At 68.0% G+C, this 25282-nt stretch carries 23 protein-coding genes; 18 read left to right on the forward strand and 5 right to left on the reverse strand.

Annotation, left to right across the window (positions count from 1 at the left end):
* The first annotated feature begins 106 nt into the window (after positions 1-106).
* The 4 genes from JYA75_RS06475 to JYA75_RS06490 all read left to right on the forward strand — a co-directional run bounded on the left by JYA75_RS06475 (position 107) and on the right by JYA75_RS06490 (position 4581).
* Complete coding sequence (locus JYA75_RS06475; protein ID WP_006934071.1) at positions 107-1351, forward strand: cytochrome P450; 1245 nt, start codon at positions 107-109, stop codon at positions 1349-1351.
* A gap of 57 nt (positions 1352-1408) precedes the next feature.
* Positions 1409-2599, forward strand: a complete 1191-nt coding sequence (locus JYA75_RS06480; RefSeq protein ID WP_006934069.1) for an FAD-dependent oxidoreductase — start codon at positions 1409-1411, stop codon at positions 2597-2599.
* A gap of 63 nt (positions 2600-2662) precedes the next feature.
* Complete coding sequence (locus JYA75_RS06485; RefSeq protein ID WP_203329803.1) at positions 2663-4117, forward strand: aldehyde dehydrogenase; 1455 nt, start codon at positions 2663-2665, stop codon at positions 4115-4117.
* Between the two features lie 26 nt (positions 4118-4143).
* A complete protein-coding gene (locus JYA75_RS06490) occupies positions 4144-4581 on the forward strand; it encodes a nuclear transport factor 2 family protein (protein WP_029546535.1) in 438 nt (145 codons plus the stop codon).
* 69 nt (positions 4582-4650) lie between these two features.
* On the opposite strand, the gene JYA75_RS06495 is transcribed toward JYA75_RS06490, so the two are convergent.
* Positions 4651-5571 (reverse strand): SMP-30/gluconolactonase/LRE family protein, encoded by a 921-nt coding sequence (locus JYA75_RS06495; protein WP_029546534.1) that lies wholly within the window; start codon positions 5569-5571, stop codon positions 4651-4653.
* A 223-nt stretch (positions 5572-5794) separates the two neighbouring features.
* On the opposite strand from JYA75_RS06495, the gene JYA75_RS06500 reads away from it, so the two are divergent.
* From JYA75_RS06500 to JYA75_RS06530, 7 genes are all read left to right on the forward strand, one after another.
* A complete protein-coding gene (locus JYA75_RS06500; RefSeq protein ID WP_029546533.1) occupies positions 5795-6742 on the forward strand; it encodes an alpha/beta hydrolase in 948 nt (315 codons plus the stop codon).
* 50 nt (positions 6743-6792) lie between these two features.
* Complete coding sequence (locus JYA75_RS06505) at positions 6793-8403, forward strand: NAD(P)/FAD-dependent oxidoreductase (RefSeq protein WP_029546532.1); 1611 nt, start codon at positions 6793-6795, stop codon at positions 8401-8403.
* Between the two features lie 94 nt (positions 8404-8497).
* On the forward strand, positions 8498-9511 hold the full coding sequence (fgd, locus tag JYA75_RS06510; RefSeq protein WP_203329804.1) for a glucose-6-phosphate dehydrogenase (coenzyme-F420): 1014 nt from the start codon (positions 8498-8500) through the stop codon (positions 9509-9511).
* A gap of 21 nt (positions 9512-9532) precedes the next feature.
* Positions 9533-11173, forward strand: a complete 1641-nt coding sequence (gene pgi / locus JYA75_RS06515; protein ID WP_185713530.1) for a glucose-6-phosphate isomerase — start codon at positions 9533-9535, stop codon at positions 11171-11173.
* A gap of 65 nt (positions 11174-11238) precedes the next feature.
* The gene (locus JYA75_RS06520; RefSeq protein WP_037201217.1) at positions 11239-11613 is read left to right on the forward strand and encodes a WhiB family transcriptional regulator; all 375 of its coding nucleotides are present in this window, start codon (positions 11239-11241) and stop codon (positions 11611-11613) included.
* Positions 11544-12236, forward strand: a complete 693-nt coding sequence (locus JYA75_RS06525) for an AzlC family ABC transporter permease (protein WP_185713237.1) — start codon at positions 11544-11546, stop codon at positions 12234-12236. The genes JYA75_RS06520 and JYA75_RS06525 overlap by 70 nt, the downstream gene beginning before the upstream one ends.
* Entirely contained in the window at positions 12229-12558 is a 330-nt protein-coding gene (locus JYA75_RS06530; RefSeq protein ID WP_168580252.1) for an AzlD domain-containing protein, read from the forward strand. The genes JYA75_RS06525 and JYA75_RS06530 overlap by 8 nt, the downstream gene beginning before the upstream one ends.
* Here JYA75_RS06530 and JYA75_RS06535 read toward each other — a convergent pair.
* On the reverse strand, positions 12528-13754 hold the full coding sequence (locus JYA75_RS06535; RefSeq protein WP_203329805.1) for a glycosyltransferase family 87 protein: 1227 nt from the start codon (positions 13752-13754) through the stop codon (positions 12528-12530). The two genes, JYA75_RS06530 and JYA75_RS06535, sit on opposite strands and share 31 nt — an antisense overlap.
* Positions 13755-13993: 239 nt before the next feature.
* Between JYA75_RS06535 and JYA75_RS06540 the strand changes: the two genes are divergently transcribed.
* The 3 genes from JYA75_RS06540 (at position 13994) to JYA75_RS06550 (ending at position 16498) form a co-directional block, all read left to right on the forward strand.
* The gene (locus JYA75_RS06540; RefSeq protein ID WP_203329806.1) at positions 13994-14488 is read left to right on the forward strand and encodes an AraC family transcriptional regulator; all 495 of its coding nucleotides are present in this window, start codon (positions 13994-13996) and stop codon (positions 14486-14488) included.
* Complete coding sequence (locus JYA75_RS06545; RefSeq protein WP_006940919.1) at positions 14485-14913, forward strand: VOC family protein; 429 nt, start codon at positions 14485-14487, stop codon at positions 14911-14913. The genes JYA75_RS06540 and JYA75_RS06545 overlap by 4 nt, the downstream gene beginning before the upstream one ends.
* Positions 14914-15058: 145 nt before the next feature.
* Positions 15059-16498: a DUF4185 domain-containing protein gene (locus tag JYA75_RS06550; RefSeq protein WP_203329807.1), complete on the forward strand. Its 1440-nt coding sequence runs from the start codon at positions 15059-15061 to the stop codon at positions 16496-16498.
* A 110-nt stretch (positions 16499-16608) separates the two neighbouring features.
* Here JYA75_RS06550 and JYA75_RS06555 read toward each other — a convergent pair whose 3' ends face one another.
* From JYA75_RS06555 to JYA75_RS06565, 3 genes are all read right to left on the reverse strand, one after another.
* Positions 16609-18207, reverse strand: coding sequence for a long-chain fatty acid--CoA ligase (locus tag JYA75_RS06555; protein WP_203329808.1), 1599 nt, complete (start codon positions 18205-18207; stop codon positions 16609-16611).
* A gap of 228 nt (positions 18208-18435) precedes the next feature.
* Positions 18436-19857, reverse strand: coding sequence for an MFS transporter (locus JYA75_RS06560; RefSeq protein WP_203329809.1), 1422 nt, complete (start codon positions 19855-19857; stop codon positions 18436-18438).
* A 383-nt stretch (positions 19858-20240) separates the two neighbouring features.
* Positions 20241-21293 (reverse strand): AraC family transcriptional regulator, encoded by a 1053-nt coding sequence (locus JYA75_RS06565; RefSeq protein ID WP_029546525.1) that lies wholly within the window; start codon positions 21291-21293, stop codon positions 20241-20243.
* A 308-nt stretch (positions 21294-21601) separates the two neighbouring features.
* Here JYA75_RS06565 and JYA75_RS06570 point away from each other — a divergent pair, with 308 nt between their 5' ends.
* From JYA75_RS06570 to JYA75_RS06585, 4 genes are all read left to right on the forward strand, one after another.
* The gene (locus JYA75_RS06570) at positions 21602-22498 is read left to right on the forward strand and encodes a TauD/TfdA family dioxygenase (protein ID WP_168580654.1); all 897 of its coding nucleotides are present in this window, start codon (positions 21602-21604) and stop codon (positions 22496-22498) included.
* A gap of 46 nt (positions 22499-22544) precedes the next feature.
* Positions 22545-23012, forward strand: coding sequence for a 2,4'-dihydroxyacetophenone dioxygenase family protein (locus JYA75_RS06575; protein ID WP_006940945.1), 468 nt, complete (start codon positions 22545-22547; stop codon positions 23010-23012).
* A gap of 412 nt (positions 23013-23424) precedes the next feature.
* Positions 23425-24045 carry an alpha/beta hydrolase gene (locus tag JYA75_RS06580; RefSeq protein WP_203329810.1) on the forward strand — a complete coding sequence of 207 codons (621 nt, stop codon included), beginning with the start codon at positions 23425-23427 and terminating at the stop codon, positions 24043-24045.
* 159 nt (positions 24046-24204) lie between these two features.
* Entirely contained in the window at positions 24205-25179 is a 975-nt protein-coding gene (locus JYA75_RS06585) for an alpha/beta hydrolase (RefSeq protein WP_231385965.1), read from the forward strand.
* The last annotated feature ends 103 nt before the right edge of the window (positions 25180-25282 follow it).

Genomic DNA, 25282 nt, shown 5'->3' on the forward strand with positions numbered 1-25282 from the left:
GAACATTTGATTTGATAGCCGGGCTGGCGGTGTGATCTACACTACTATATCATCTGTTATAACCATTAGCAGGAGATGCCCGATCCGACGCAGGAGGGTCCACGCGATGGACAGCCGCAATCGTTGCCCCGTCATCAACTTCGACCACAATTCGCAGGAGCACTCTGCCGATCCGGTCGCCTCGTACCGCAAGGTCCGCCAGAACGAGCGAGTCGCCTGGACGGAGGCGCACGGCGGGTACTGGGTGCTCAGCGACTACGACTCGGTCTTCGAGGCCGCCCGTGACGACGAGACGTTCTCGTCCGCGCGCAACGAATATGGGGGAGAGGGCCTTTCGGTCGTCATCCCGAAGACGCCGATGCACTTCCACATCCCCATCGAGCTCGATCCCCCGGAGTTCCGCAAGTACCGCAAGATCGTCAACCCGATCACCGCGCCCGCGGCCGTCGAGCGGATGAAGGCGCTCGTCGACCGCCACACCGCCGGGTTCATCGACAGCGTGATCGAGGACGGGCAGTGTGACCTCACCTCGGTCATCTCGGTTCCCTCCATCGTGACGGTGGACTGGCTCGGTCTCGACCTCGCCGACTGGAAGCGCTATTCCCACGCGCACCACCAGGCGCTCGCCGGCATTCCGGGAAGTGACGACTACCGCCACGCGATGGAGGTCGACTTCCCGTACCTGGGCGACCGCATGCGCGAGACCATCCGGGCCCGTCGCGAGAACCCCACCGACGACATCATCAGCTACCTCGTGCAGCAGGAGGTCGACGGTCGTCCGCTCAACGACTTCGAGATGTACTCGATCGTCGATCTGCTGCTCGCCGGCGGTGTCGGTACCACCGCGTCCCTGGTGAGCCAGGCGCTGGTGTGGCTCGCCGAGCACCCGGCCGTGCGGCAGCGGCTCATCGACGATCCGAGCCTGATGGACCACGCCGTCGAGGAGTTCCTGCGGTACTTCTCGCCCACTCAGGCGCTCGCCCGGACCGTCACCAAGGACACCGAGTTCCAGGGCTGCCCCATGAAGAAGGGCGATCGGGTGCTGCTGTCCTGGTCGTCGGCCAATCGCGACGAGAAGCTCTTCGACAACCCGGACGAGATCGACATCGAACGGTGGCCGAACCGGCACACCGCATTCGGAATCGGCGTACACCGTTGCGCCGGATCGCATCTCGGCCGCTACATGTCCAAGACGCTCATCACCCAGATTCTCGAGCGGATGCCCGACTACGAGGTGGACTTCTCCGCGCTCGAGCGGTACCCGCATCAGGGCACCAACATGGGCTGGCAGCGGATCCCGGCCACCTACACGCCGGGCCCGCGCGTGCTGTCGGACTACACCTTGTACTGAGTTGTACCGAGCGCACCCACCGCACCATCCGATTCATCGACAGGACAGGGGAACGCCGTGTTCAACGGCCGAAGAATCGTCGTCGTCGGCGGCGGCCTCGCCGGGCTCCGCACGTGTGAGGCGTTGCGCGCCGAAGGCTTCGACGGCGAGCTCGAGCTGATCTGTTCCGAGCCCACCCCGCCGTACGACCGCCCGCCGCTGAGCAAGTCCGCACTCCTCGAGGCGCAGGACACCACGTTCGACGTCGACTACGCGGCGCTCGGCGTCGAACTGCGCCTCGGTGTCCGGGCCCGGGCGCTCGACACCGCAGCCCGGGCGGTGCACACCGATGCCGGCGCACATTCCTACGACGCGCTGGTCGTCGCGACCGGGGCGGCCCCGGTCTCGCTGCCCGGGGCGGGCCGGCAACTCGTGCTCCGCACCGCCGCGGACGCCGAGCGTCTCCGCGCCGAGCTGCGCCCGGGAGCCCGCGTCGTTCTCGTCGGTGCCGGCTGGATCAACGCCGAGATCGCCACGACCGCACTGTCTCTCGGCTGCTCGGTCACCTGCGTGGAAGCCGGGTCCCGGCCGCTCGCGGGTCCGCTGGGCGCGCAGGTCGCCGAACGGCTGCGATCGTGGTGGGACGGAGTCGATCTGCGCTGCGGCACCGGCGTCGGCGAGGTCACGACAGACGGGCTGACACTGGACGACGGCACCGCACTGCCGGCGGACGTCGTCGTCACCGGTATCGGAGTGCGGCCCGACGTGGGCTGGCTGACCGGATCGGGACTCGAGATCGATCGCGGGGTCGTCGTCGACGAGTCGCTGCGAACCGCCGACCCGGCGGTGTTCGCCGTCGGAGACGTCGCGATGCGCTGGTCGCCCCGGTTCGGAACGCGACTCGGGGGTGAACACTGGGACGAGGCGCGCACCGGGCCGGCGACGGTCGCCGGCGCGCTCCTGCGACCGCAGTCGCCGCCCGTCTTCGACCCGGTCCCGTACTTCTGGAGCGACCAGTTCGGACACAAAATCCAATTCGTCGGACACAGAAGCGAATCCGACGATATGGTGTTCCGCGAGGGTGCGGACGGCAAGTGGGGTGCGGCCTGGTTCGATGCCGCCGGGCAGCTCACCGCGCACCTGAGCGTCGATTCCCCCCGGCACATGGTGCAGGCCCGCATGGCGATCGACCGCCGTGTCGTCGTGGATCCGGACGAGATCCGGGATCTGTCGGCGCCCCTGCAGGCGCCGGCCCCGGCAGCGAAGTAGTACTCCCATCCCATCCAGCGAGTCGCCGTGGCGAGAGTCCGCGGTCGAGTGGAGGAACACAGCATGACCACAGCCACTCCCATCCAGCTGAAGAGCTACGACAAGCTGTTCATCGGCGGATCGTGGGTCGAGCCGTCCAGCGACGCGGTGATCGAGGTGATCTCCCCGATCAACGGCGAGGTCATCGCGACCGTGCCCGAGGCGCGCGAGGCGGACATGGACCGCGCCGTCGCGGCGGCGCGCAAGGCGTTCGACGAAGGTCCCTGGCCGCGGATGACGCCCGCCGAGCGGGCGGAGATCCTCGTGCGCGTCGGGAACGAGGTGAAGAAGCGCATCCCCGAGATGGCCGAGGCCTTCACCCTCGAACTGGGCGCCCCCGCAGCGGTTTCCACTCTGTTCCACCAGAACGCCGTCGACATGTGGGACGACGCGGCCACGTTCCACGAGCGCTTCGCGTTCGAGGAGGAGCGCACCTGGAAGGGCGGGCACGGCAAGATCGTGCGTGAGCCCATCGGTGTCGTCGCGGTCGTGGTCCCGTGGAACGGTCCGGTTGCGACCGGCTCGCTGAAGATCTCGCCCGCACTCGCCGCGGGCTGCACGGTGGTGCTCAAGCCGGCCCCGGAGGGCCCCGTCACGATGATGATGCTGGCCGAGGCGCTCGACGCCGCCGGTCTGCCCGAAGGCGTCATCAGCGTCGTGCCGGCAGGACGGGAGGTGGGTGACTACCTCGTCAGCCACCCGGACGTCGACAAGATCAGCTTCACCGGCAGCACGGCGGCCGGCCGCGTCGTCATGAGCCGGGCCGCCGAGCGGATCAAGCGGGTCACCCTCGAGCTGGGCGGCAAGTCTGCCGCGATCATCGCCGACGACATCGACCTGGACACCTTCCTGCCCGGCATGGTGTTCGGCGGCATCGGTCACTCGGGGCAGGTCTGCGCCGCCCTCACCCGCATCATCGTCCCGCGCGAGCGCCAGGAGGAGGTCGTCGAGGCGATCAAGGCGGTGATGGAGAGCGTGAAGGTCGGTGATCCCCGTGACGAGGACACTGTCCTCGGCCCCCTGGCCGCCGAGCGTCAGCAGACGCGGGTGCTCGACTACATCGAGATCGGCAAGAAGGAGGGTGCCCGTCTGGTGACCGGTGGCGGCAAGCCCGCCCACCTCGACCGCGGGTGGTACGTCGAACCGACCCTGTTCGCGGACGTCTCCAACGACATGCGCATCGCGCAGGAGGAGATCTTCGGGCCTGTGCTGGTGGTCATTCCGTTCGATTCGATCGACGAGGCCGTCGCCATCGCCAACGACTCGGACTACGGCCTCTCCGGCTCCGTCTACGCGAAGGACGAAGAGCTGGCCCAGAGCATCGCGCGACGGGTGCGCACCGGCCAGATCTCCGTCAACGGCTACGCGATGTGCGTCGTGCAGCCCTTCGGCGGCTACAAGCAGTCCGGTCTCGGCCGCGAGGGCGGCATCGAGGGCTTCGACGCGTTCTTCGAAACCAAGCTGATCCAGCTTCCCTGACCCACGACGAAAGCGAAGGACCCGATATGACTGCGGTTTCTCCCGATCTCGCGCGCCGCGCGGAGGACGTGATGTACGCGTACGCGACCGCCGTGGACGAGGGCGACCTCGACGCCCTGCGCGCGCTGATCACCGACGACGTCTCGATCACCCAGAACGGCAAGGAGGATGCGGGCCCGGAGGAGTTCCTCGGCGTCTACCGTGCCTTCGCCGAGTCCGGCGCGGAGTTCTCCCGCCACGCGATCACCAACGTCCGCGTGTCCGACGAGGGCGACGGCCGGGTGCGGGTCGACGCGTACTTCGAGGCCACGGTGGCCGGCCCCGAGGGCACGCAGCGGCTGTACGGGCGCTACGCCGACACGTTCGCCGAGCGTGAAGGGACACTGCTCATCGAACGCAAGCGCATCACCGTGGACCGCGTGCTGGACCAGCCGGCCTCCGCGGCGGCGTACGCGCCGTACTGATCGAGCCGAACAACAGGGAAGGGCGGCGATTCGACGAATCGCCGCCCTTTCCCATGTCCTGGGGCCGTCCTACGGGCGACCGCCGTGGGTGGCGCCGACGCGGGTGGCGAGCAGGCTCGCGTCGCGCGTGTGACGACGGGCGGCCTCCGAGGAGTTCGGCGCGGCACAGGCGTAGAGGGTGTTGCCCTCCGGGCCGCCGAGCATGCACGCGAACACCCCGGTCGGGAACACGACCTCGCCGGTGATCGCGCCACCCTCCTCGACGCGGATGACCCGCCGGTTGAGGGCGTCGGCGACCCACACCGCACCGTCGCTGTCGAGGCAGATGCCGTCCGGCGCGACCGCCGCGGCGCTCATCGCGGCCTTGACGGAGTCGGTGGGCAGGTCCGGACCGAACGCGGCCCAGGTGCGCTGCCCGCCGAGCCGGCCGTCGGAACCGATGTCGAACGCAGTCAGCTTGTTGCCCATGCTTTCCGCGACGATCAGCGTGCCGGTGGGGGTGATCACCATGCCGTTGGGGAAGCGGAGATCCGAGGCCTCGACGGTGAAGGACCCGTCGGGCGCGACACGGATCAGGTTGGCCGGCGCGATCGGGGTGTCGCGCTTGAACTCGAAGCCGAAACTGCCCACGTACGCGGTGCCGTCCTCGGCGACCACCATGTCGTTGAGTTTGCCGGTGGCGACCGACGAGAGGTCGGCGTGGACGACGATCTCGCCGTCGTGCTCGCGGCGCATGATCCGCCCGGACTCCATCGCGGTGATCAGCAGGCGGCCGTCGGGCAGCCAGCCGAGGCCGGACGGCTCGTCGCCGGGGAGGGTGGCCTCGACGGTCACCGCACCGTCGGCGCCGATCGAGATCACCTCGTGCCGATAGAGATCCGAGACCCATACCCGTCCGTCGTGCCAGCGGGGGCACTCGAGGAAGGCACGGTCGGAGACGACGGTGTCGATGGGGCTCTGCAGCGCGGTGTCCTGGTTTCCGGCAGTCATGGTCGGTGGCCTTCCGTAGTAGATGCGGGGAGATGCCCCCGGAACTCTCGCTTCCAAGCTAGACCAATCATGCGCATAGATAAAGGCCCTAGCGCGCCGGTATTGCAAATAATCATGCGTATGGTTATGGTGATGTGCATCACTCGCTGGGCGCCGACTCTGCGCATCCGATCGGGAGTCGTCGACGTCTGTCGAAACCCATGCCTCACACGAAGGAGATGCCATGGCCCTCGACCCGGCCACCACCGCGTTTCTTGCCGAGATGGCGAAGGCAGGCGGTCCGCCCCTGCACGAAATGGCCCCGCAGGAGGCCCGCGCGATGAGCGAAGGCTTCACGCCGCTCTACGGCGACGGCCCGGAGATGACCCGGGTGGAAAACCGCACCGTGCCGACTCCGGACGGTCACCAGCTGCCGATCCGGCTCTTGGTGCCGACCGACAACGCCCGCGGCGTCATCGCCTACCTGCACGGTGGGGGCTGGGTGGTCGGGAGCCTCGACGGGTACGACACGCTCGGCCGTCAGCTCGCCGAGCGCACCGGCTGCGTCGTCGCCCTCGTCGACTACCGGCTCGCTCCCGAGCACGTGTTCCCGTCCGCCGCCGACGACGCGTGGACCGCGGTGCAGTGGCTCGCGGCGAACCGCGCCACCTACGCGGCCGCGGACGCCCCGCTGATCGTGGGCGGTGACAGTGCCGGCGGCAACCTCGCCGCGGTGGTCGCGCAGCGCGCCGCCCGGGAGAACGGTCCCGAACTCGCCCTGCAGTTCCTCGCCTACCCCGTCATCGACTGCGACTTCGACACACCCAGTTACCTCGACCCCGCGAATGAGCTCATGCTCACCCGGGACGCAATGGTGTGGTTCTGGGACCTGTACGTGCCCGAGGCGAAGGACCGCACCCGCTGGGAGGTCGCCCCGATCAACGCGAAATCGTTCGATGGTGTCGCCCCGGCCGCGGTGCTGATCGCCGAGCACGACGTCCTGCACGACGAGGGCCGCAAGTACGCGCAGGCGCTCCGCTCGGCCGGAGTGCCACTGCGCGAGAAGGTGTTCACCGGGCAGATGCACGGATTCTTCCAGTTCGTGAACATCCTGCCGGGCGCGAAGGACGGCATGGACTACGTCGTCGAGGCGGTCGAGGACGTGCTCGCCGGCGCGGACATCGCCCGATGAGCCCCGATCGGACGGAGAACGGCATGGGTACCGATCGGACGGAGAACGGCATGGGTACCGAGAACACCGCCGAGGAGTTCGACGCGATCGTGGTCGGTGCCGGCTTCTCCGGCATCTACATGGTGCACCGGCTGCGGGAGATGGGGCTGACGGTCCGCGCCTTCGAGGCCGCCGACGGTGTGGGCGGCACCTGGTTCTGGAACCGCTATCCCGGCGCTCGATGCGACTGCATCAGCATGGAATACGCCTACACCTTCTCGCCCGAGCTGATCGACGAGTGGGAGTGGACCGAGCGCTATCCCGCCCAGCCGGAGATCCTGCGCTACCTGAACTTCGCCGCCGACAGACTCGACGTGAAGAAGCACTTCCGGTTCCGGACCCGGGTCGACTCGGCCCGGTTCGACGACCACACCGACCGATGGACGATCACCACCGACTCCGGTGACGTCGCCGTCGCCAAGTACTTCGTGACCGCGGTCGGCTGTCTGTCCACGTCGCAGACGCCGGACTTCCCGGGCCTGAACAACTTCCGCGGTGCGACGTACCACACGGCCGACTGGCCACGCGAGGGCGTCGACTTCACCGGCAAGCGGGTCGGGGTGATCGGCACCGGTTCGTCCGGCGTCCAGGTGATCCCGCTCGTCGCCGAGCAGGCCGAGAAACTGACCGTGTTCCAGCGGACTCCGGCGTTCAGCCTCGACTGCGGCAACCGCCCCCTCACCGAGGACGAGAAGCGGGAGTTCAAGGAGAACATCGAGACTTTCAAGGCGACCTCGAAGACCACACCGTCGGGCCAGTACACCGACACCCTCGAGGTCGGCGCGCTCGACCACTCCCCCGAGGAGCGGTGGGCGGTCTACGAGGAGCGGTGGAACCGGCACCGGGCGATCGACCTCATCGCCGCCTACCCCGACCTGTTCACCAACCGGGAGGCCAACGAGACCATCGCCGAGTTCTTCCGCAGCAAGATCCGCGCGGTGGTGCAGGACCCCGAGCTCGCCGAACACCTGTCACCGCGGACCTACCCGCTGGGTGCCAAGCGGATCACGCTCGACACCAACTACTTCCAGACCTTCAATCGGGAGAACGTCGAGCTCGTCTCCCTCCGCGAAGCGCCGCTCGAGGAGTTCACGGACAAGGGCATCCGGGCCGGGGGAACGGAGCACGAACTCGACGCGGTGATCCTCGCCACGGGGTTCGACGCGATCACCGGTCCGCTGCTGAAGATGGACATCTCCGGTGTCGGCGGCGAGACGCTGCGGGAGAAGTGGCAGGACGGACCCGTCACGTACCTCGGGATCGCGGTCGACGGGTTCCCGAACATGTTCATGCTCACCGGTCCCGGAAGCCCGAACGTGCTCACCAACGTGGTGTGCGCGATCGAGCAGCACGTGGAGTGGACCGCCGACTGCATCGAACGTCTCGAGCAGCGCGGCGCCCGCCGGTTCGAGGCGCTCGAGCCGTATACGCACGATTGGACCGAGCTCAACAACGAACTGGCGAAGGGCACGCTCTATCCCGAGGGCAACTCGTGGTACACGGGCGCCAATGTGCCGGGCAAGCCGCGGGTGATCATGTCCTACGTCGGTGGGCTCAACACCTACCGCGAGATCTGCGACGACGTCGCGGCCGAAGGCTATCGCGGTTTCGCCATCAAGTAACGGGAAACGGCAACGGCAGGACGCGCACTCGCGGCTGCGTGCCGCGGCGCGTCCTGCCGTCGTTTCCGAGGTTTCCGACGACGAGGAGTTGGTGGTGTCGCAGGGTCTGAAGTTGGGGTACAAGGCGTCGGCGGAGCAGTTCGGGCCGCGGGAGCTGGTGGAGCAGGCGGTGCTGGCGGAGGAACACGGGATGGATTCGGCGACGGTGTCGGATCATTTCCAGCCGTGGCGGCACAACGGGGGGCATGCGCCGTTCTCGTTGGCGTGGATGACCGCGGTCGGTGAGCGTACCTCGCGGTTGCAGTTGGGGACCTCGGTGCTGACCCCGACGTTCCGGTACAACCCGGCGGTGATCGCGCAGGCGTTCGCGACGATGGGGTGCCTGTATCCGGGGCGGGTGATGCTCGGGGTCGGCACCGGGGAGGCGCTCAACGAGATCGCCACCGGGTATGCGGGGGTGTGGCCGGAGTTCAAGGAGCGGTTCGCGCGGTTGCGGGAGTCGGTGGCGTTGATGCGCGAGTTGTGGACCGGGGAGCGGGTCGACTTCGACGGGGAGTACTACACCACGAAGGGGGCGTCGATCTACGACGTGCCCGCCGGCGGGATCCCGGTGTACATCGCGGCGGGGGGTCCGGTGGTGGCGCGGTATGCGGGCCGGGCGGGGGACGGGTTCATCTGCACCTCGGGTAAGGGGATGGAGCTCTACACCGGGAAGTTGTTGCCGGCGGTGGCCGAGGGTGCGGGCAAGGCCGGGCGGGACGCCGGGGCGATCGACAAGATGATCGAGATCAAGATCTCCTACGACACCGATCCGGAGCGGGCGCTGGAGAACACCCGGTTCTGGGCGCCGTTGTCGCTGACGGCGGAGCAGAAGCACAGCATCGACGATCCGGTGCAGATGGAGGCGGCGGCCGATGCGCTGCCGATCGAGCAGGTGGCCAGGCGGTGGATCGTGGCGTCGGATCCGGACGAGGCGGTGGAGAAGGTCGCGGCGTATGTCGACGCGGGGCTGAACCATCTGGTGTTCCACGCGCCGGGGCACGATCAGCGGCGCTTCCTCGACCTGTTCGAGAAGGATCTCGCTCCCCGCCTGCGGGCGCTGGCCTGAGGAAGGAAAGTCCGAATGAACATGGCCACAACTACACTCACCGGCACGGCGCCGTGGCGGGCGCTGGCCGCCCATCGTGGCGAGCTCGAGGCGGTGGATCTGCGGGGGTTGTTCGCGGCGGATCCGGGTCGGGCGCAGCGGTTCTCGCTGACCGTCGGGGAGTGGTACATCGACTACAGCAAGCATCGGATCACCGACACCACGGTGGGGTTGCTGCTGGATCTGGCCCGGGCGTGTGGGCTCGAGGCCCGCCGCGATGCGATGTTCGCCGGGGACCGGATCAACACCACCGAGGACCGGGCGGTGCTGCACACCGCGCTGCGGTTGCCGCGGTCGGCGACGCTGACCGTGGACGGCACCGACGTGGTCGCCGAGGTGCACACGGTGCTCGACGCGATGGCCGGCTTCGCCGAGAAGGTCCGCTCGGGCACCTGGCGCGGCGCCACCGGCGAGCCGATCGCCACGGTGGTGAACCTCGGGATCGGCGGCTCGGATCTGGGCCCGGCGATGGTGGCGCGGGCGTTGCGGCACTACGCCGACGGCCCGGCGGTGCGGTTCGTCGCCAACATCGACCCGGCGGATCTGACCGCGCAGCTGACCGGGCTGGACCCGGCCACCACGCTGTTCGTGGTGGCGTCGAAGACGTTCACCACCGTCGAAACCCTCACCAACGCCACCGCCGCGCGGCGCTGGCTGGTCGCCGCGCTCGGCGAGGACGCCGTCGCGGCGCATTTCGTGGCGGTGTCCACGAACGCGAGCAAGGTCGCCGAGTTCGGCATCGACCCGGCGAACATGTTCGGGTTCTGGGACTGGGTGGGCGGGCGGTACTCGGTGGGCTCGGCGATCGGGCTGGCGGTGATGTGCGCGATCGGCCCGGTGCGCTTCGCCGAGTTCCTCGCCGGGATGCACACCGTGGACGAGCACTTCGCCACCGCCCCGCTGGAGGCGAACGCGCCGGTGCTGCTCGGGCTGCTGGGGGTGTGGTACGCGTCGGTGCTGGGGGCGCAGTCGCGGGCGGTGCTGCCCTACAGTCAGGACCTGGCCCGGCTGCCGGCGTATCTGCAGCAGCTGACCATGGAGTCGAACGGCAAGAGCGTGCGCCGGGACGGCACCGCGGTGGACCACGACACCGGGGAGATCTTCTGGGGCGAGCCGGGCACCAACGGGCAGCACGCGTTCTACCAGTTGCTGCACCAGGGCACCCGGCTGATCCCGGCCGATTTCGTCGGGTTCGCCGCCGCGTGCGAGGACCTGCCCACCCGGGACGGGACCGGCAGCATGCACCAGATCCTGCTGGCGAACATGCTCGCCCAGGCCAAGGTGCTCGCGTTCGGGCGCACCGCGGCCGAGGTCGCCGCCGACGGCACCGACCCGGGGTTGGTGGCGCACAAGGTGATGCCCGGCAACCGGCCCTCGACCACCCTGCTCGCCCCGGCGTTGACCCCGGCGACGCTGGGCCAGTTGATCGCGTTGTACGAGCATCAGACCTTCGTCCAGGGCGTGATCTGGGGCATCGACTCGTTCGACCAGTGGGGCGTCGAACTCGGCAAGACCCAGGCCCTGGCCCTGGCACCGGCCCTGACCGGCGCGGCGGACCCCGACACCGGCGACACCTCCACCGACACCCTCGTCCGCACCATCCGGCGCCTCCGCCGCACGTGAGTCCCTCGGGCGGCCCCCACCGCCTCGAGGACGCACCGGCGAAGCCGCCCAGAGAAGGGAGAATCATGCCCGCGCCCAAGCTGTTGACCTTGCCCCCGGCGATCACGGAGTCCTGGGACTGGCAGCTGCACGCCGCCTGCCGGGACGCCGATGCCGCGACGTTCTTCCATCCGGACAACGAACGGGGTGAGGCGCGCACCGACAGAGTTCGTGCCGCGAAGCGGATCTGCCAATCCTGTCCTGTGCGGACGCAGTGTCTCCGGCACGCGCTCGAGGCCGGGGAACGGCACGGAATCTGGGGCGGGTTCTCGGAGGAAGAACGCAGAGTCCTGGTGCGGCCGTCGAACAGGGCACCCCATAGCCTGGAGCCGTGTCCGGTAGCCGTCTCCCCGAGATCCGCACGGGTGTCCGCGACTCCTGGGCGGTCGGTCTCGGCCTGATCCCGCTCGGCCTCGCGTTCGGGGTCGTGCTCACGCAGGCGGGCTTCGACTGGTGGTGGGCGCCCGTCTTCTCGACGGTGATCTACGCGGGCTCGATGGAGTTCCTCGCCGTCGGCCTGATCGGTGCGGTGACGCCGGTGGCGTCGATCGCCGCGGCGACCCTGCTCGTGAACTTCCGGCACGTGTTCTACGGGCTGTCGTTCCCCCTGGAGAAGATCCGCAGCCGGCTCGGCCGGGCGTACGGTGTCTACGCCCTCACGGACGAGACCTATGCCATCGTCGCCACCAAGCACCGCGACGAGCTGACCGGCCCGCGGATGCTGACGGTCGCGGCGACCTGCCAGCTGCTGTGGGTCGCCTCCGGGACCGTCGGCGCCCTGATCGGCGCGGCGCTGCCGACGGGGCTGTCGGGCCTGGAATTCGCCCTCACCGCGTTGTTCGCCGTGCTCGCGCTCGACGCCTTCCGCCTCGGGCGGGACCTGCCGGCCTCGGCTCTCGCGGTGGTGTGCGGCCTCGTCGGGGCGGCCGTGTCGAAGGACGGCATGCTGGTGATCTCGCTGGGACTGTTCGTCGCGTGCCTGCTGGTGCGGTTCGTCTACCGCAACAAGGTGGCCCGTGCCTGAGCCGGTACCGGACGCCGGCTACGTCGTCGCTGCCCTGATCGCGATGTTCCTCGTCACCGTGGGCCTGCGGGCGGCGCCGTTCGCCGCGCTCGCCCGGCTGCGGGAGTCGGACGTGGTGGGGTACCTCGGCGCCGCGATGCCGGCCGGCGTGATGGTCATCCTGGTGATGTACACCCTGCGCGACGTCGGGCCGGCGACGTGGCTACCGGCGGTGCTGGGCCTGGCGGGAACCGTCGCGGTGCACCTGTGGCGGCGCAGCGCGGCGCTGAGCACCGTGGCCGGAACCGCGATCTACGTCCTGGCCGGGGCGTTCTGGAGCTGAGCGGTGCGAGCGCCGACCGGCGCCGGGACCGCGTCGGGGCGGCGGGAACGTGCCGCGACGACCGCGGCGACGAGCACCGCGAGACCGGTGACGCACTGCGCGTTGCCGAGGGTCTGCTGGATGGCCGACTCGACCCAGCCGTGCGTCGAGGTGTCCTCGAGCAGGTAGTTGGGTCCGACGAGGAAGACCAGCGTGGCCGGCAGCAGCACGGGCCACCACGAGCGGTACCGGGGAGCCAGCGCGACCGCGACGAGCAGCACGCTGTATGCCCAGTGGTGCGTGACCGCGATGGGCGCCGCGAGCAGGGTCGCCAGCGCAATCACCCCGAGGGCGACGACGTGCTCGCCGGCCTGGGTGAAGCGGTGGGCGGCCCAGAGCGCCGCTCCGACGACGAGCGCGACGCCCGCGAGCCACGCCGCGGTGTACGCGTGGCCCTCGAGGCCGAGCCGGGCGAGCAGGCCGCTGAGCGCCTGATTGCGGAAGAAGTCCTGGTCTCCGGCCCGGTCGGTGGCCCAGGCTTCGGTGGTCCAGAAGTACACGGAGGATTCCGGGCGCAGCCAGTACGCGAAGCCTGCGGCGGCGAGGAACGCACCGAAGGCGCGCACCGCGGACGGCATGTCCCGACGGAGCAGGAACAGCACACCGAACGCGGCGGGGGTCACCTTGATCGCGGCGGCGAGCGCGATCCCGACGCCGCGGAACCGCTGCGGGATCACACCGAGGACGTCGGCGACGACCAGGGCCATGAGGATGATGTTGATCTGCCCGAACAGGAAGTTGGACCGGATGGGTTCGAGCCAGAGCGCCACGCCCAGCGCGGCGGTCGCGACCACGTTCGCGCGACGGACGTCCATGCGGTCGAGCGAGACCTTCAGCACCCACCACACCAGGCCGATCAATCCCGCGGTCCACAGCACCTGCATCAACGTCGCGTTGAGCAGGGGGAGCGGGGCGAAGAGGAACGCCGCGAACGGCGGATAGATGAACCGGAATCCCGAGTTGGTGTGGAAGCCCTCGGTGTAGAGGGGGGTGTGGTGCAGGAATGCCCACCCCGCGTCGCGGAAGACGGACAGGTCCATGAGGTATCCGGTGACGGCGTTCTCGAGGTGGACACCGACCACGATCGCCGAGGCCATCAGCCCCACCCCCACGAGCAGGGAGTACCCGGGCCGGGCACGGACTTCGGACAGCAGCACGGACGATCACCTCCGCTTGTCGGGACAGGAACCTCCCGGATACGTTACACAATCGTTGCCTTCGGGGCCGGATGCGCGGGTTGCCCGGTCCCCCACCGCGTTTCCGGCCGGTTTGTCCGGTTCGGGCGATTCCGTGCGACGGCCTGCCTCGCACAGTCGAGACGAAATCGCGATCTCTACGACGTCTCCTAGATATGGACAGAAATTCCTGTCGAGCGGGGCCTTGCGATACTGGGCGCATGCCGCGCCGCGTGCCCGAGGAGCTTCTGCCGCACCTGCGCCGCGCCCGCGATCTCGCGGACCGGGAATACGCGCAACCTCTCGACCTCGCCGGGCTCGCCGCCGCCGCGGGGGTCTCGAAGTATTACTTCCTGCGCTGCTTCACCGCCGTGTACGGCAGGACGCCCGGGGTTCACCTCACCGAACGACGCATCGAGCGGGCGCAGGACCTGCTGCGGGCGACGAACCTGACCGTGACGGAGATCTGTCATCTCGTCGGGTACAGCAGCCTCGGGTCGTTCGGCACCCGGTTCCGTCAGCTGGTCGGCGTCACTCCCACCGAGTATCAGGCCACGTTCGCCGAGTCCGGTGCGCCCCGCATCCCGGGCTGCTGGGTGTTCATGCACGGTCTGAGCGACCGCCGTCGAACTGCGCAATTTGGGAGAAGCCCGCACCGTTCCCGTCGATCTACGGTCGAGGCGTGCCGCACCACCGACCCGGAGGACACGCTGTGATCACCAACATCTCCCTGTTCACCCTCTATGTCACCGATCAGGACGAGGCGAAGAAGTTCTATGTCGACACGCTGGGGTTCGTGGAGACCGCGGACGTGGCGATGGGTGAGGGCTTCCGCTGGGTGACCGTCGCGCACCCGGACCACCCGGAACTCGAGGTGACGCTGATGGTGCCCGGCCCACCCCTGGGCCCGGACATGGCCGCGGCGGTGCGCCGCGCGCTGGCCGACGGCACCATGGGCGGTTTCGGGCTCCGTACCACGGACTGCCGCAAGACGTACGAGGAGCTCACGGCGAAGGGGGTCGAGTTCACCCAGCCGCCGTCCGAGCGTCCCTACGGTGTCGAGGCCGTGTTCCGGGACAACTCGGGAAACTGGCTCGTGCTGGTGGAGCCCCGCGAGTACACGCCCGACGAGTTCCGTTGATTCGGAACTCTACGACTTTCTCGAACTTTTCCGAGAGAGGGATATAAAGGCGCAGATCCACGTCGGGAAGCCGCCCGGACGCGCCGGCGGTACCCTCCTGTGCGGCGCCGGGCCGTCCGGCACGGTGACGCACGGGAGGGAACCCATGACACGGCAGGCGCCGGTGATCGCGCTGCTCGCTGCGGTGCTGGCGGCGACGCCGGCGCATGCCGCACCCGCCGAGCCCGCGACGGACGGGGTGCCCGGCAGCGGCCCGTGTGCGAGCGACACGTGGCAGCACGAGTCGCTGATCCCCAAGGACCTCGACATCCCGGTGCCGTACCCGGTGATCACCACCGTGCCGTACCCGGCGCCGGAACCGGAGACCGTGCGGATCGATCCGCCTCCGCTGCCGGTCGACCCGTGCGCCGATCCGTGCCCGGACCTGACCGACGAGCCGGTCACCCCGGATCCGGTCTTTCCCCGGATCGCCCTGAAGCCCAGTCCCTTCCACCTCGGCATCCCGGTGCCCGGCGAGGGGGCCGAGCCGCTGCCGCCGCTTCCGGCGCCCGAGACCCCGCCGATCGAGCCCGCCCCGCAGGCGCCCGCGCTCCCGGCTCCGCGGGTCGTCGAGGTCTCCACCGTCGCCAAGCAGACGGGCGCCGGATCGGTCACCCGGACCGACAAGCGCTGGCAGGTGTACGGCACCGATCTGGGCATCATGTGGGAGTCGGAGCCCGGCCGGATCGCCGTCGCGTTCGGTGACACCGTCGGCAGGGGCTTCCATCCGCCGGGCGGGCAGGGTGACGACTGGCGCAGCAACGTGCTGGCCTTCTCCACCGACCGTGATCTCGCCGACGGGATGAGCTTCGACTCGATGGTGCAGGACTCGCGGTGCCATGCCGCCGAGATCCTCGGCAGCCGCAAGCTCGACAACGTCGAGATCACCACGATCCCGACGTCGGGATTCGCGGTCGGCGACCGCCAGTACCTGACGTACATGTCCATCCGGACCTGGAACAGCATTCCCGGCACGTGGTGGACCAACCACGGTGGCATCGCGTACTCGGACGACGGTGGTTCCACCTGGACCAAGGATCCGTACGCCAAGTGGGACAACATCTTCGGCGTCACCAACTTCCAGGTGGCCGCGGCGGTGCCGGCACACGGATACGTCTACCTGTTCGGCACCCCCAATACCCGGCTCGGCTCGGTGGCGCTGGCCCGGGTGCCCGAGGACCGGGTGCTCGAGCCGGGCGCCTACCAGTACTGGCGCGACGGGAACTGGACCCCTGCCGGCGGATACACTGCGGCGACGCCGGTCGTGCACGGCCCCGCTGGGGAGTTGTCCGTGCGCTACGACGCCGCCGCGGACCGCTGGCAGATGACGTACCTGGACACCGCCAAGGCCGCGATCGTCGTGCGGGAGGCCGAGTCGCCCCAGGGAGTGTGGTCGGAGAGCATGCGGCTGGTCGGCGTGGAACAACACCCGGAGCTGTACGGCGGGTTCGTCCATCCATGGTCGACGGACGAGGACCTGTACTTCATGCTCTCGACGTGGTCGGACTACAACACCTTCCTGCTGCGGGCGAGGATCGAGCGCTGAGCCGCGGCCGCCCGCCGACCGGCCGCTGCCCGCCGGTCGGCTGCCCGGCCGCCCGCTGACCGGCCGAATGTCACATGGGTACGGTTCGATCGAACCCATGTGACATTCGGTCACGAGAACTGCTCACGCAATGCCGTTTTCCGAAACTTTCCGGTCGCCGTTCGGGGGATGGCCGGAAGGATCTCGAAACGGTCCGGCATCTGCCATTTGGCGAACTCGGTGGACAGGTGCTCTCTGAGGGCGTCAGGATCGACGGACTTCCCCTCGCGCAGGGCCAGGACCGCCAGCGGTCGCTCGCCCCACCGCGCGTCGGGGACCGCCACCACGGCTGCCTCTGCGACGGCGGGGTGAGCCATCAGGTGGTTTTCGAGATCGACCGAGGAGATCCACTCTCCCCCGGACTTGACCAGGTCTTTGGCCCGGTCGCAGATGCGGATGCACCCGCGATGATCGATACGCACGATGTCTCCGGTGCGGAACCACCCGTCAGGGGTGAAGCTGTCTGCACCCGACCCGTTGTGATAGGCGGCGGCCACCCAGGGACCGCGGACTTCGAGTTCTCCCATGGACTTGTCGTCCCAGTCGATCAGGTCGCCCTCTTCCCGGCGGGCGCGGATCTCCACGAAGGGCACGGCGATGCCCTGCCGGGATCGGAACTCGTACTGCTCGTCCCGGCTGCCGTCGTCGAGATCGTCGGGCAGTCGGCAGATGCTGCCGAGCGGAGTGGTTTCCGTCATTCCCCATGCCTGGACGACAGTGAGACCATGGCGGTCGAAGCCTTCGAGCAGGCTGCGCGGGACGGCGGCACCGCCGACGATCAGCCGATCGAGCCGGGTGAGGTCCCACCGATGCGGATCCGCATCCAGCTCCGCGAGCATTCCCATCCACACCGTCGGTACCCCTGCCGTTATCGTGACCCGCTCGTCCGCGAGCAGGTCGAGCACGCTGGACGGGTCCAATTGCCGGCCGGGCAGTACAAGTCGTGCGCCGATCAGTGCCGCGGCATACGGCAGGCCCCAGGCGTTGGCGTGGAACATCGGGACGACCGGAAGCAGCGTGTCGCGTGCGGAGACCCCCAGCGTGTCGGGAAGCGCTGCGGTCAGGGAGTGCAGGACCAACGCCCGATGGGAGTAGACCACTCCCTTCGGCCGCCCGGTGGTCCCAGACGTGTAACACATTGCGGCAGCTCGATGCTCGTCGACAGAGGGCCACGACATCGGGGCCGCCGAGTCGACGAGGTCGTGGTAGTCCAGCGTTCCCTCGGGTGCCGGTTCGTCGTGGGCGACGACGATGACATGGTCGAAGGTGTGTCCTTCTCGGATGCTGTCGAATACGTCCAGCAGGGATTCGTCCACCACGAGCACCCGGTCCTGCGCGTCACCGACGATGAAGCTCAGTTCGTCGGGGTGCAGGCGCGGATTGAGGGTATGGACCACCGCGCCCATCGCGGGTACCGCGAGGTACATTTCCATGTGTTCGATCTGGTTCCACATCAGTGTGGCTACCCTGTCGCCGTCGGCAACGCCGAGTTGTGCGAGCGCTGATGCCAGCCGACGGGCACGTGCGCCACATGCTCCCAGAGTGGACCGTACGATGCTGCCGTCCGGACGTCGAGATACCACTTCCTTGTTGCGGTGGAAGTACTCGGCGCGCTCGGCCACCGCCGCGATCGTCAGTTGATAGTCATCCATCATGAGTCCGTTGAGCATGTGGTTCTCCTGGTTCGATGAGTCGAGAAGGGCGGGGCCGGACGCTCCGGGTCGATCGGCGACGATTCTCCTCACGGCGGAGGCGCCGGCCCGGCGTGCCGTCTGCGGCCCGTATCGGCGGAGTGCGCTGCGGTCGGCGGAGTGCGTGGACATCCGAGGGGCGGAACGGCTGCGCGCCCTGTGCGGTCGGCGCGCGATGGCCCGACGTGAAGCATAGGGGGCAGTTGGTCAGTTGTCGAGCCGATTCGATTCGTTGTCAACGCGATTCGACGACGAATCGTGCGAGCCGTGTGTTCGGGTGCGGTCTGCCAGGGACGTCGGCCGGACGGAGGTGTCCGGTCGAAGGGCCTCCACCCGCCGCACTCCCGCCGAATACGTCCGCCGTCCGATGATCAGGAGCACCCCGGCGGCCACGTATGCCAGTGGTGCCCATTGGAGGGAGACGTCGAGGCCGATCCGGTCGGCGGCGAGGCCTACCACGAACGGTCCCAGGGCAAGTCCGAAGACACTGTTGGACATGGTGACGGTGCCGAAGGCGGACGCCCGCAGACTGGGGTGGGTAAGGCTGGCGACCACCGAAGTGATGCCTCCGGAGATGGACGCGGCACACAGTGCACCGCCGGCGAGCAGCGCCAGTTGCGGCGGTCCCGGCTCGAGGCCGAAGCCGACGATCAACAGCAGTGCTGCAACTGCACACAAGGCGAGTGCCACGCTCCACCGCCGGTCCGGGGTGTTGCGGCAGATCCGATCGGTGGCGATCCCGCCGACCAGCATTCCGAGGCCGATCGCCAGGAAATACACTGCGGCAACCGCTCCGGCCCGGTCGGGCGCGAGAGAGTAGTAGCGGTTGAAGAAGCTCGGCAACCATGCCGTCAGCGCGCCGACGGTGAACATCTGCAGACCCGCGGTGGCGTATGCGCACACCACCGAGACGCTCGAGAACAGGCTCGACAGCGGCGCACGGTATCCGTCCGTGCCGGACTCTGCGGGCGGGGCTTCTGCCTCCGGACTCTGCTGCTGCACTATTCGGCGGTCGGTGACCACGAGGCTGAACAATCCGGCCAGGACGAACCCGATGACGGCCATGACGCCGAACGACCACCGCCAGCCCAGAGAGGTGGCGACGGTGCCGCCGAGGGCGACACCGATCACCGAGCCCATTGCTCCTGCTGCATAGAAGGCGCCGCTGAGGGAGGCGCGCAGGCGTGCAGCGAAGACGCTGAAGATCACTGCGATCCCTGCGCTACCGAATGCCGCCTCTCCCACACCGACCAGGAATCGGGCCGCCAGCATCTGTTCGTAGCCGGCGGCGACCGCGCACAGCAGCGTGGCCACACTCCAGATGGTCGCCATCAGGACGATGCTCTTCACGCGACCCCACCGGTCGGCCAGGATCGACAAGGGTAGTGCCAGCAGACCGACCATGAGCGCGACGACGCTGTGGAAGGAGGCCAGTTCGGCGTCGGACAGATCCCATTCCTGCTTCAGGAAGGGATAGATCGAACTGAGTACCTGCCGGGACATGTAGTCCGACAGCATCAGTCCGAGGATGAGCGCCAGCACGACCCAGGGGTAGATCCTGGATCGAGGCGTCGGTGGGGGCGATGTGGCAGACGCGCAGTCGATCTCCGGCGTGGCCTTTGTTTCCATGGACGCTCCTCAGACGGTCGGTTCAGCTCACCTCTCGGCGCCCGCGATCGGTGCGATCCGATGTGGCGCGTCCGAGCCGTATGCCGGCGCGGTCCTCCGCGGTCCTCCGCGGTCCTCCGCGGCACTCTCGCACTCGGGCGTTGTGGCGGCGGGGCGATCCGGGATCGAGGTGCGTGCGGGCGACCACTTCGAGGTGGCGGACATCACAGTAGCCCGGGTCGGCGCCCGAGTGCTTGACCTGACGTGGCACCCGAGTTGACATTCTGTCCCGAGTGGAGTGCGCAAAGATGCTCCATCGCCGCCGAGTCCGTACGCCTGCCGACCCGTGGTCGATGTCTCCTCGGGTCCGGGTCGCAGTGTCGTCGACGGGGTAGCGTCCGACGTCAGTGCGTGGACTGTTCCGCGCCGGTCGACGGGTCGGGGCGGGAGACGTCCCCGGTTCTGTGGGTGGCGCGCCACGACGTGGGGCTGGCGCCGAATTCGCCGCGAAACCACCGTGAGAACGCGGAGGGTTCGGAGAACCCGAGCAGTTCCGCGACTTGGCCGAGCGGTCGGCGCTGGTGTCCGACGTACTGGCGCGCCAGATCCAGGCGGGTGGAGTTGAGGAGGGCGGAGAAGGTCGTGTCGGCACGCACCAGGCGGCGGTGCACCGTCTTGCGGTCCACGCCCAGTGTTCGGGCGACCTGCTGCAGCGAGCACCGGCCGGTAGGGAGCAGGGCCTCGACCAGTTCGCGGATCCGGTCGAGGTCGTCTCCGGGTCGGCCGGCGGCGATTCCTTCCACGTACTGTCTGGCCAGGGGACGCAGCAGCGGGTCGGCCAGGCTGTTGGGGGCCTCGAGGTCATCGGCGAACATCACGAGTCCGTCGAATTCTGCGCCGAAGCGGATCTCGGATTCGAGGACGCGATGGTGAACGGTGAGGTCGGCCGGGGGGTCGTGCCGGAAACACACGGTGACAGGCTTCCACGCACCCCCGACCAAGGCGCGGACGACGCGAACGGTGGTGCCGACGACCTGCTCGACGAGCTGGCGTGACTTGACGGTCGCCGCCAGGTCCAGCTCGATCTTGACGGTGGCCAGACCATCGGTTTCGGAGATCCGAATATGGAACGCCTCGCTGTGCAGATGCTCGTAACGGCTGATCAACTGCAGCGCGCTACGCACATCCGGCTCCTCCCGGGCTCCGAGTCCGATCGCGCCGAGGACGGACAAGCGCCGGGTCTGCGCGAGCTGAAGGCCGAAGGCCGCCGAGCCGGTCGCGTCTGCGGACACTTCGAGCAGTTCGGCGACCGCGTGCACGGCGATCCATTGACCGGGTACGGCCAGGTCGGCTGTGCTCAGGCCGACCGACCTCAGCAGTGGGAGCGGGTCCACGCCGACGGAGCGCATGAAGTCCAGGTAGGCGCTCAAGGTGGTGTTGCGGACCAGGGGGTTCATGCGACTCCTTACGTGCCCCGTAATGTCAATGATTCTGCCACGCAGAGTCAAGAAATATTGCGTGTGCGGGTCTACGCTCTGGTTACCGAAATCACACGGTGTCGGATCGGGAAGCACGCGTCACGGACAGAGGTGGCGCCGTCGTCCGGACGGAGAAGCTCCGGCCGGGAGCACCTCGGGGCCACGGCCATCGGCCCCGACCCGACGTTCGCAGGTCCGGCATGTGCGGCTGCACCCGATGCCCGCCCCACCCTCATGTCCTGATCAACCAGGCCAGATCCCAACCAGGGAGGATTCAGATGAAGAACATGCTCCACGCCGAAGAACAGGCCCCCGTCGACGCGGATCACGCGCCGCCACTGATCAAGGCGAAGCCGCTCTCGAGGTATATCGGTACCGAACTGTTCGATGTGACTCTCGGTGAGATCGCCCGCGACGATGCGCTGTTCGCCGAAACGAAGGCTCTTCTGCTCGAGCGCAAGGTACTGTTCCTGCGGGATCAGGACATCACGCGCGCCGAGCACGTCGCCTTCGCCGAGCGATTCGGTCCCCTCGAGGAGCCCCACCCCAACGCGCCCAACGATTCCGGACTGGTGCTGCTGTACAAGGACGCGGACAGCACGCCCGAGCATTACGAGAACGTCTTCCACTCCGACACCATCTGGCGGGAGCGTCCAGCCATGGGCGCTGTCCTGCGGTGCGTGGAGACACCGGAGGTGGGCGGGGACACGATCTGGGCGAACATGGTGCAGGCGTACCGGGATCTCCCGGAGCACGTCAAGCAACAGATCGACGGACTTCGCGCTCGCAGTAGCTTCGAAACCCTTTTCGGCGCAGCCAAGCCCATGGAACTGCGCCACCAACTGAAAGAGCGTTTCCCCGATCCCGAGCACCCGGTGGTGCGTACGCATCCCGAGACCGGCGAGAAGATCCTCTACGTCAACGGCGTGACCACTCACTTCGTGAACTTCCATACCCCGCAGAACGTGCGCTTCGGGACGGATTTCGCGCCCGGCTCCGGCAACCTGCTCAACTACCTGATCAGCCGCGCCGCGATCCCGGAGTACCAGGTTCGCTGGCGATGGACCAAGAACAGCGTCGCGATCTGGGACAACCGCAGCACCCAGCACTACGCAGTGCAGGACTACTGGCCGGCCGTCCGGAAGATGGAACGCGCCACCATCATCGGAGACCAGCCATTCTGACGGCGACGGCCCGGACCACCCACAGCACCCCCTGAAGGAGATTCTCATGCAGACCGCTCAACAACTCGACGTCAACTACATCAAGGGCGACGACAATCCGTGGATCCCGTTCACTCCACTCACCGACCAGGTGTTCCTCAAGTACTGGAAGGTCGACCCCGTACGGGCCGAGATCGTCGTTTCGATGAAGATCCCGGCGGGGCTCGAGCTGCCGCCCCATTACCACACCGGCATCGTGGTCGGGCACACCGTCAAGGGCGCCTGGCGCTACAAGGAGAACAACTGGATCTCCCGGAGCGGCGACACCGTCTACGAGGTCGCCGGCTCCTCTCACACCCCCGAAAGCCTCGAAGACACCGAGGTCTTCTTCTATCTCGTCGGTGAACTGCTGTTCCTCGACCAGGACAACAAGATCCTGTGGCAGGAGACTCACAAGACCCACATCGAACGCTACAACACCTACTGCGCCGAGCACGGCATCGCGGCGCGCGACCTGAGCAGCTGGCAGGACTGACCACCGCAGATCGACACCACTCGAATCCGGTTGCGGCCATCGGGCCGAGGAACGGCCGCAACCGGATTCGACTACCCGACTCCCTGGTTTCGGCGATGGTCATCGAAGTTGCACGGCGGGTCCTTTGCGGCGGGAAGAGCGCCGCAGTCGGGCGGAGGAGTCGTCGGAACGATTTCCCGTCAACGCGTATCCATGACGTTTCACGCGATGTCCACGCAGTCGACGTCATGACACCCCGCACAGCAACCGAACTCACGCCCGGCCGTCGGCGGTCACACCGCCGGGATCCGGCGCGGAGGAAGCGCGCGCGGAATTCCATGTAAGACGCACTCCGCGAGTGGGATTCGGAGCGGTATCGACGGATCACAAGAGATCTCCTGCACATCCCCGACGCGATCTACCGGAGCCGACCGTGAACACCACCAGCACCACCACCATCACCCCGCCTACCGTGGTACTCGTCCCCGGTTTCGTCCCCCTCACCGCCGACCACTGGCAGTGCCTGCTCGCCGAGAAATGGGAGAAGGCGCGCATTGTCGCGCCGCCCGGCTGTGCCCCGCTCAGCCGAACCGCGTGGGTTGAGGCGCTCGAGGCGGTCCTCGCCGGCATCGCGGGCCCGGTTGTCCTCGTCGCCCATGGTGCCGGCGTGCTCACCACTGTCCACTGGGCTCGGCAACCCAACCGCCCCGTCGACGGAGCGCTGCTGGTGGCTCCACCGGACTTCGAACTACCGCTGCCCGATGGATACCCCTCCACCGAGGATCTCGACCGCCACGGCTGGAATCCATTGCCCCGAAGGCGACTGCCGTTCCGCAGCATCGTTGCCGCCAGCAGAAACGACGCCCTGGCCTGCTTCCGCCGCGTGGCCGGCATGGCCGAACACTGGGGTAGCCGTCTGATCGATGCGGGAGATGCCGGGCATTTGGATCCTACTGCTGGATACGGCAATTGGGATCAGGCGCACGAACTGGTCCGCGATCTCGGGCGAGTGCGCATACCGGGGGCGTGCCCGGCGCACCCATCCTTGCAATGAGTGACCCATCCTGAATCGGTTTGCCTTCTGCGGCGGCGCCACTCCGTTCCGGGAAACCCTGAATCTGATCCGCGGAACGTGTCCGTCGCGCTTCAACTGGGAGAACATTGAATGACTATGCAAAGATCGGATTCTGCCGAGGAAACGGCAGCGCCTACCGTGGACGACCCTCACGGTTTCCTGCATCGATTCGCGGAAGTCAACGGAATGCGTATCCACTATGTCGAGGAGGGGGAAGGTCCGCTGGTGGTGCTGGTGCACGGCATCCCATACCTCTGGTACATGTGGCGCCGGCAGATCCGTGCACTGGCCGCGGCCGGATATCGAGTGGTGGCACCGGACATTCGTGGGTTCGGGCGGAGCGGGTGTCCCGAGCAGGTGCAGGACTGCAATGTGTTCGATGCGGTCGGCGACCTCGTCGGGTTGATGGGCGGCCTCGGGGAAACCTCGGCCGTGGTCGTGGGCCACGATCTCGGATCGTTCGTGGCCCATGCGGCGGCCCAGCTGCGCCCCGATCTGTTCCATGCCCTGGCCATGCTGAACACCCCTGTCCCTCCCCGCGAGCCCTGCCGGCCGAGTGAGAATTGGAAGAAGCTGGAAGCGGAGACCGGTACGCGCTTCTATCAGCACTATTTCCAGACGCCGGGTGAAGCCGAGCGACACATGGATGCCGATGTCCGCACGACGCTGCGCAGCATCTACTACTCGGTCTCCGGCAGCGCGGTCGGTGAGGAACGCTGGCGCCAGTTCGTCGCGGAGGGCGAGAACTTTCTCGATACGGTTTTCGACCCCGAGTTCCTCCCGGGTTGGCTACCCGAGATCGCCCTGGACTACTACGTCAGCGAATACTCGCGCACCGGGTTCGGGCCTGCGTTGAACTTCTACCGGAACCGCGACCGCATCTGGGAGCAGAGCTCGTTCCTCGACGGCCTGAAGCTGCAGCAGCCCAGTCTGTTCATCGGTGGAGCGGCGGATCCCGCGTTGGACCGATTCGCTCCCCTCTACGACCGTCTGGAGAGCCATCTTCCCAACTTGCGCAGGAAAGCCCTGCTCGAGGGAGTCGGTCACAGCGCAGCGGAGGAACAGCCGGAACTCGTCACCGGAATGTTGCTCGCCTTCCTCGCCGATCTCTGAACGGAGGGACTCCGGCGACTCGCAACGAAAGTGTGTCCCGTAGGGGTTGGGGACTCCGTGCGTCGGCCTGCGCTGTCGCGGCCGCCCGTGCGCCGGTCGCCCG

Source organism: Rhodococcus sp. PSBB066 (assembly GCF_017068255.1).
Lineage (GTDB): Bacteria > Actinomycetota > Actinomycetes > Mycobacteriales > Mycobacteriaceae > Rhodococcus > Rhodococcus aetherivorans.

What these genes read in the sequence shown, in the direction of transcription:
- JYA75_RS06520 (WP_037201217.1), top strand. Translation starts at nt 11,239, where the DNA reads ATGCCCGCGCCCAAGCTGTTGACCTTGCCCCCGGCGATCACGGAGTCC.
- JYA75_RS06570 (WP_168580654.1), top strand. Translation starts at nt 21,602, where the DNA reads ATGCTCCACGCCGAAGAACAGGCCCCCGTCGACGCGGATCACGCGCCG.
- JYA75_RS06550 (WP_203329807.1), top strand. Translation starts at nt 15,059, where the DNA reads ATGACACGGCAGGCGCCGGTGATCGCGCTGCTCGCTGCGGTGCTGGCG.
- JYA75_RS06500 (WP_029546533.1), top strand. Translation starts at nt 5,795, where the DNA reads ATGGCCCTCGACCCGGCCACCACCGCGTTTCTTGCCGAGATGGCGAAG.
- JYA75_RS06565 (WP_029546525.1), bottom strand. Translation starts at nt 21,293, where the DNA reads ATGAACCCCCTGGTCCGCAACACCACCTTGAGCGCCTACCTGGACTTC.
- JYA75_RS06475 (WP_006934071.1), top strand. Translation starts at nt 107, where the DNA reads ATGGACAGCCGCAATCGTTGCCCCGTCATCAACTTCGACCACAATTCG.
- JYA75_RS06505 (WP_029546532.1), top strand. Translation starts at nt 6,793, where the DNA reads ATGGGTACCGAGAACACCGCCGAGGAGTTCGACGCGATCGTGGTCGGT.
- JYA75_RS06560 (WP_203329809.1), bottom strand. Translation starts at nt 19,857, where the DNA reads ATGGAAACAAAGGCCACGCCGGAGATCGACTGCGCGTCTGCCACATCG.
- JYA75_RS06575 (WP_006940945.1), top strand. Translation starts at nt 22,545, where the DNA reads ATGCAGACCGCTCAACAACTCGACGTCAACTACATCAAGGGCGACGAC.
- JYA75_RS06495 (WP_029546534.1), bottom strand. Translation starts at nt 5,571, where the DNA reads ATGACTGCCGGAAACCAGGACACCGCGCTGCAGAGCCCCATCGACACC.
- JYA75_RS06540 (WP_203329806.1), top strand. Translation starts at nt 13,994, where the DNA reads ATGCCGCGCCGCGTGCCCGAGGAGCTTCTGCCGCACCTGCGCCGCGCC.
- pgi (WP_185713530.1), top strand. Translation starts at nt 9,533, where the DNA reads ATGGCCACAACTACACTCACCGGCACGGCGCCGTGGCGGGCGCTGGCC.
- JYA75_RS06485 (WP_203329803.1), top strand. Translation starts at nt 2,663, where the DNA reads ATGACCACAGCCACTCCCATCCAGCTGAAGAGCTACGACAAGCTGTTC.
- JYA75_RS06555 (WP_203329808.1), bottom strand. Translation starts at nt 18,207, where the DNA reads ATGCTCAACGGACTCATGATGGATGACTATCAACTGACGATCGCGGCG.
- JYA75_RS06490 (WP_029546535.1), top strand. Translation starts at nt 4,144, where the DNA reads ATGACTGCGGTTTCTCCCGATCTCGCGCGCCGCGCGGAGGACGTGATG.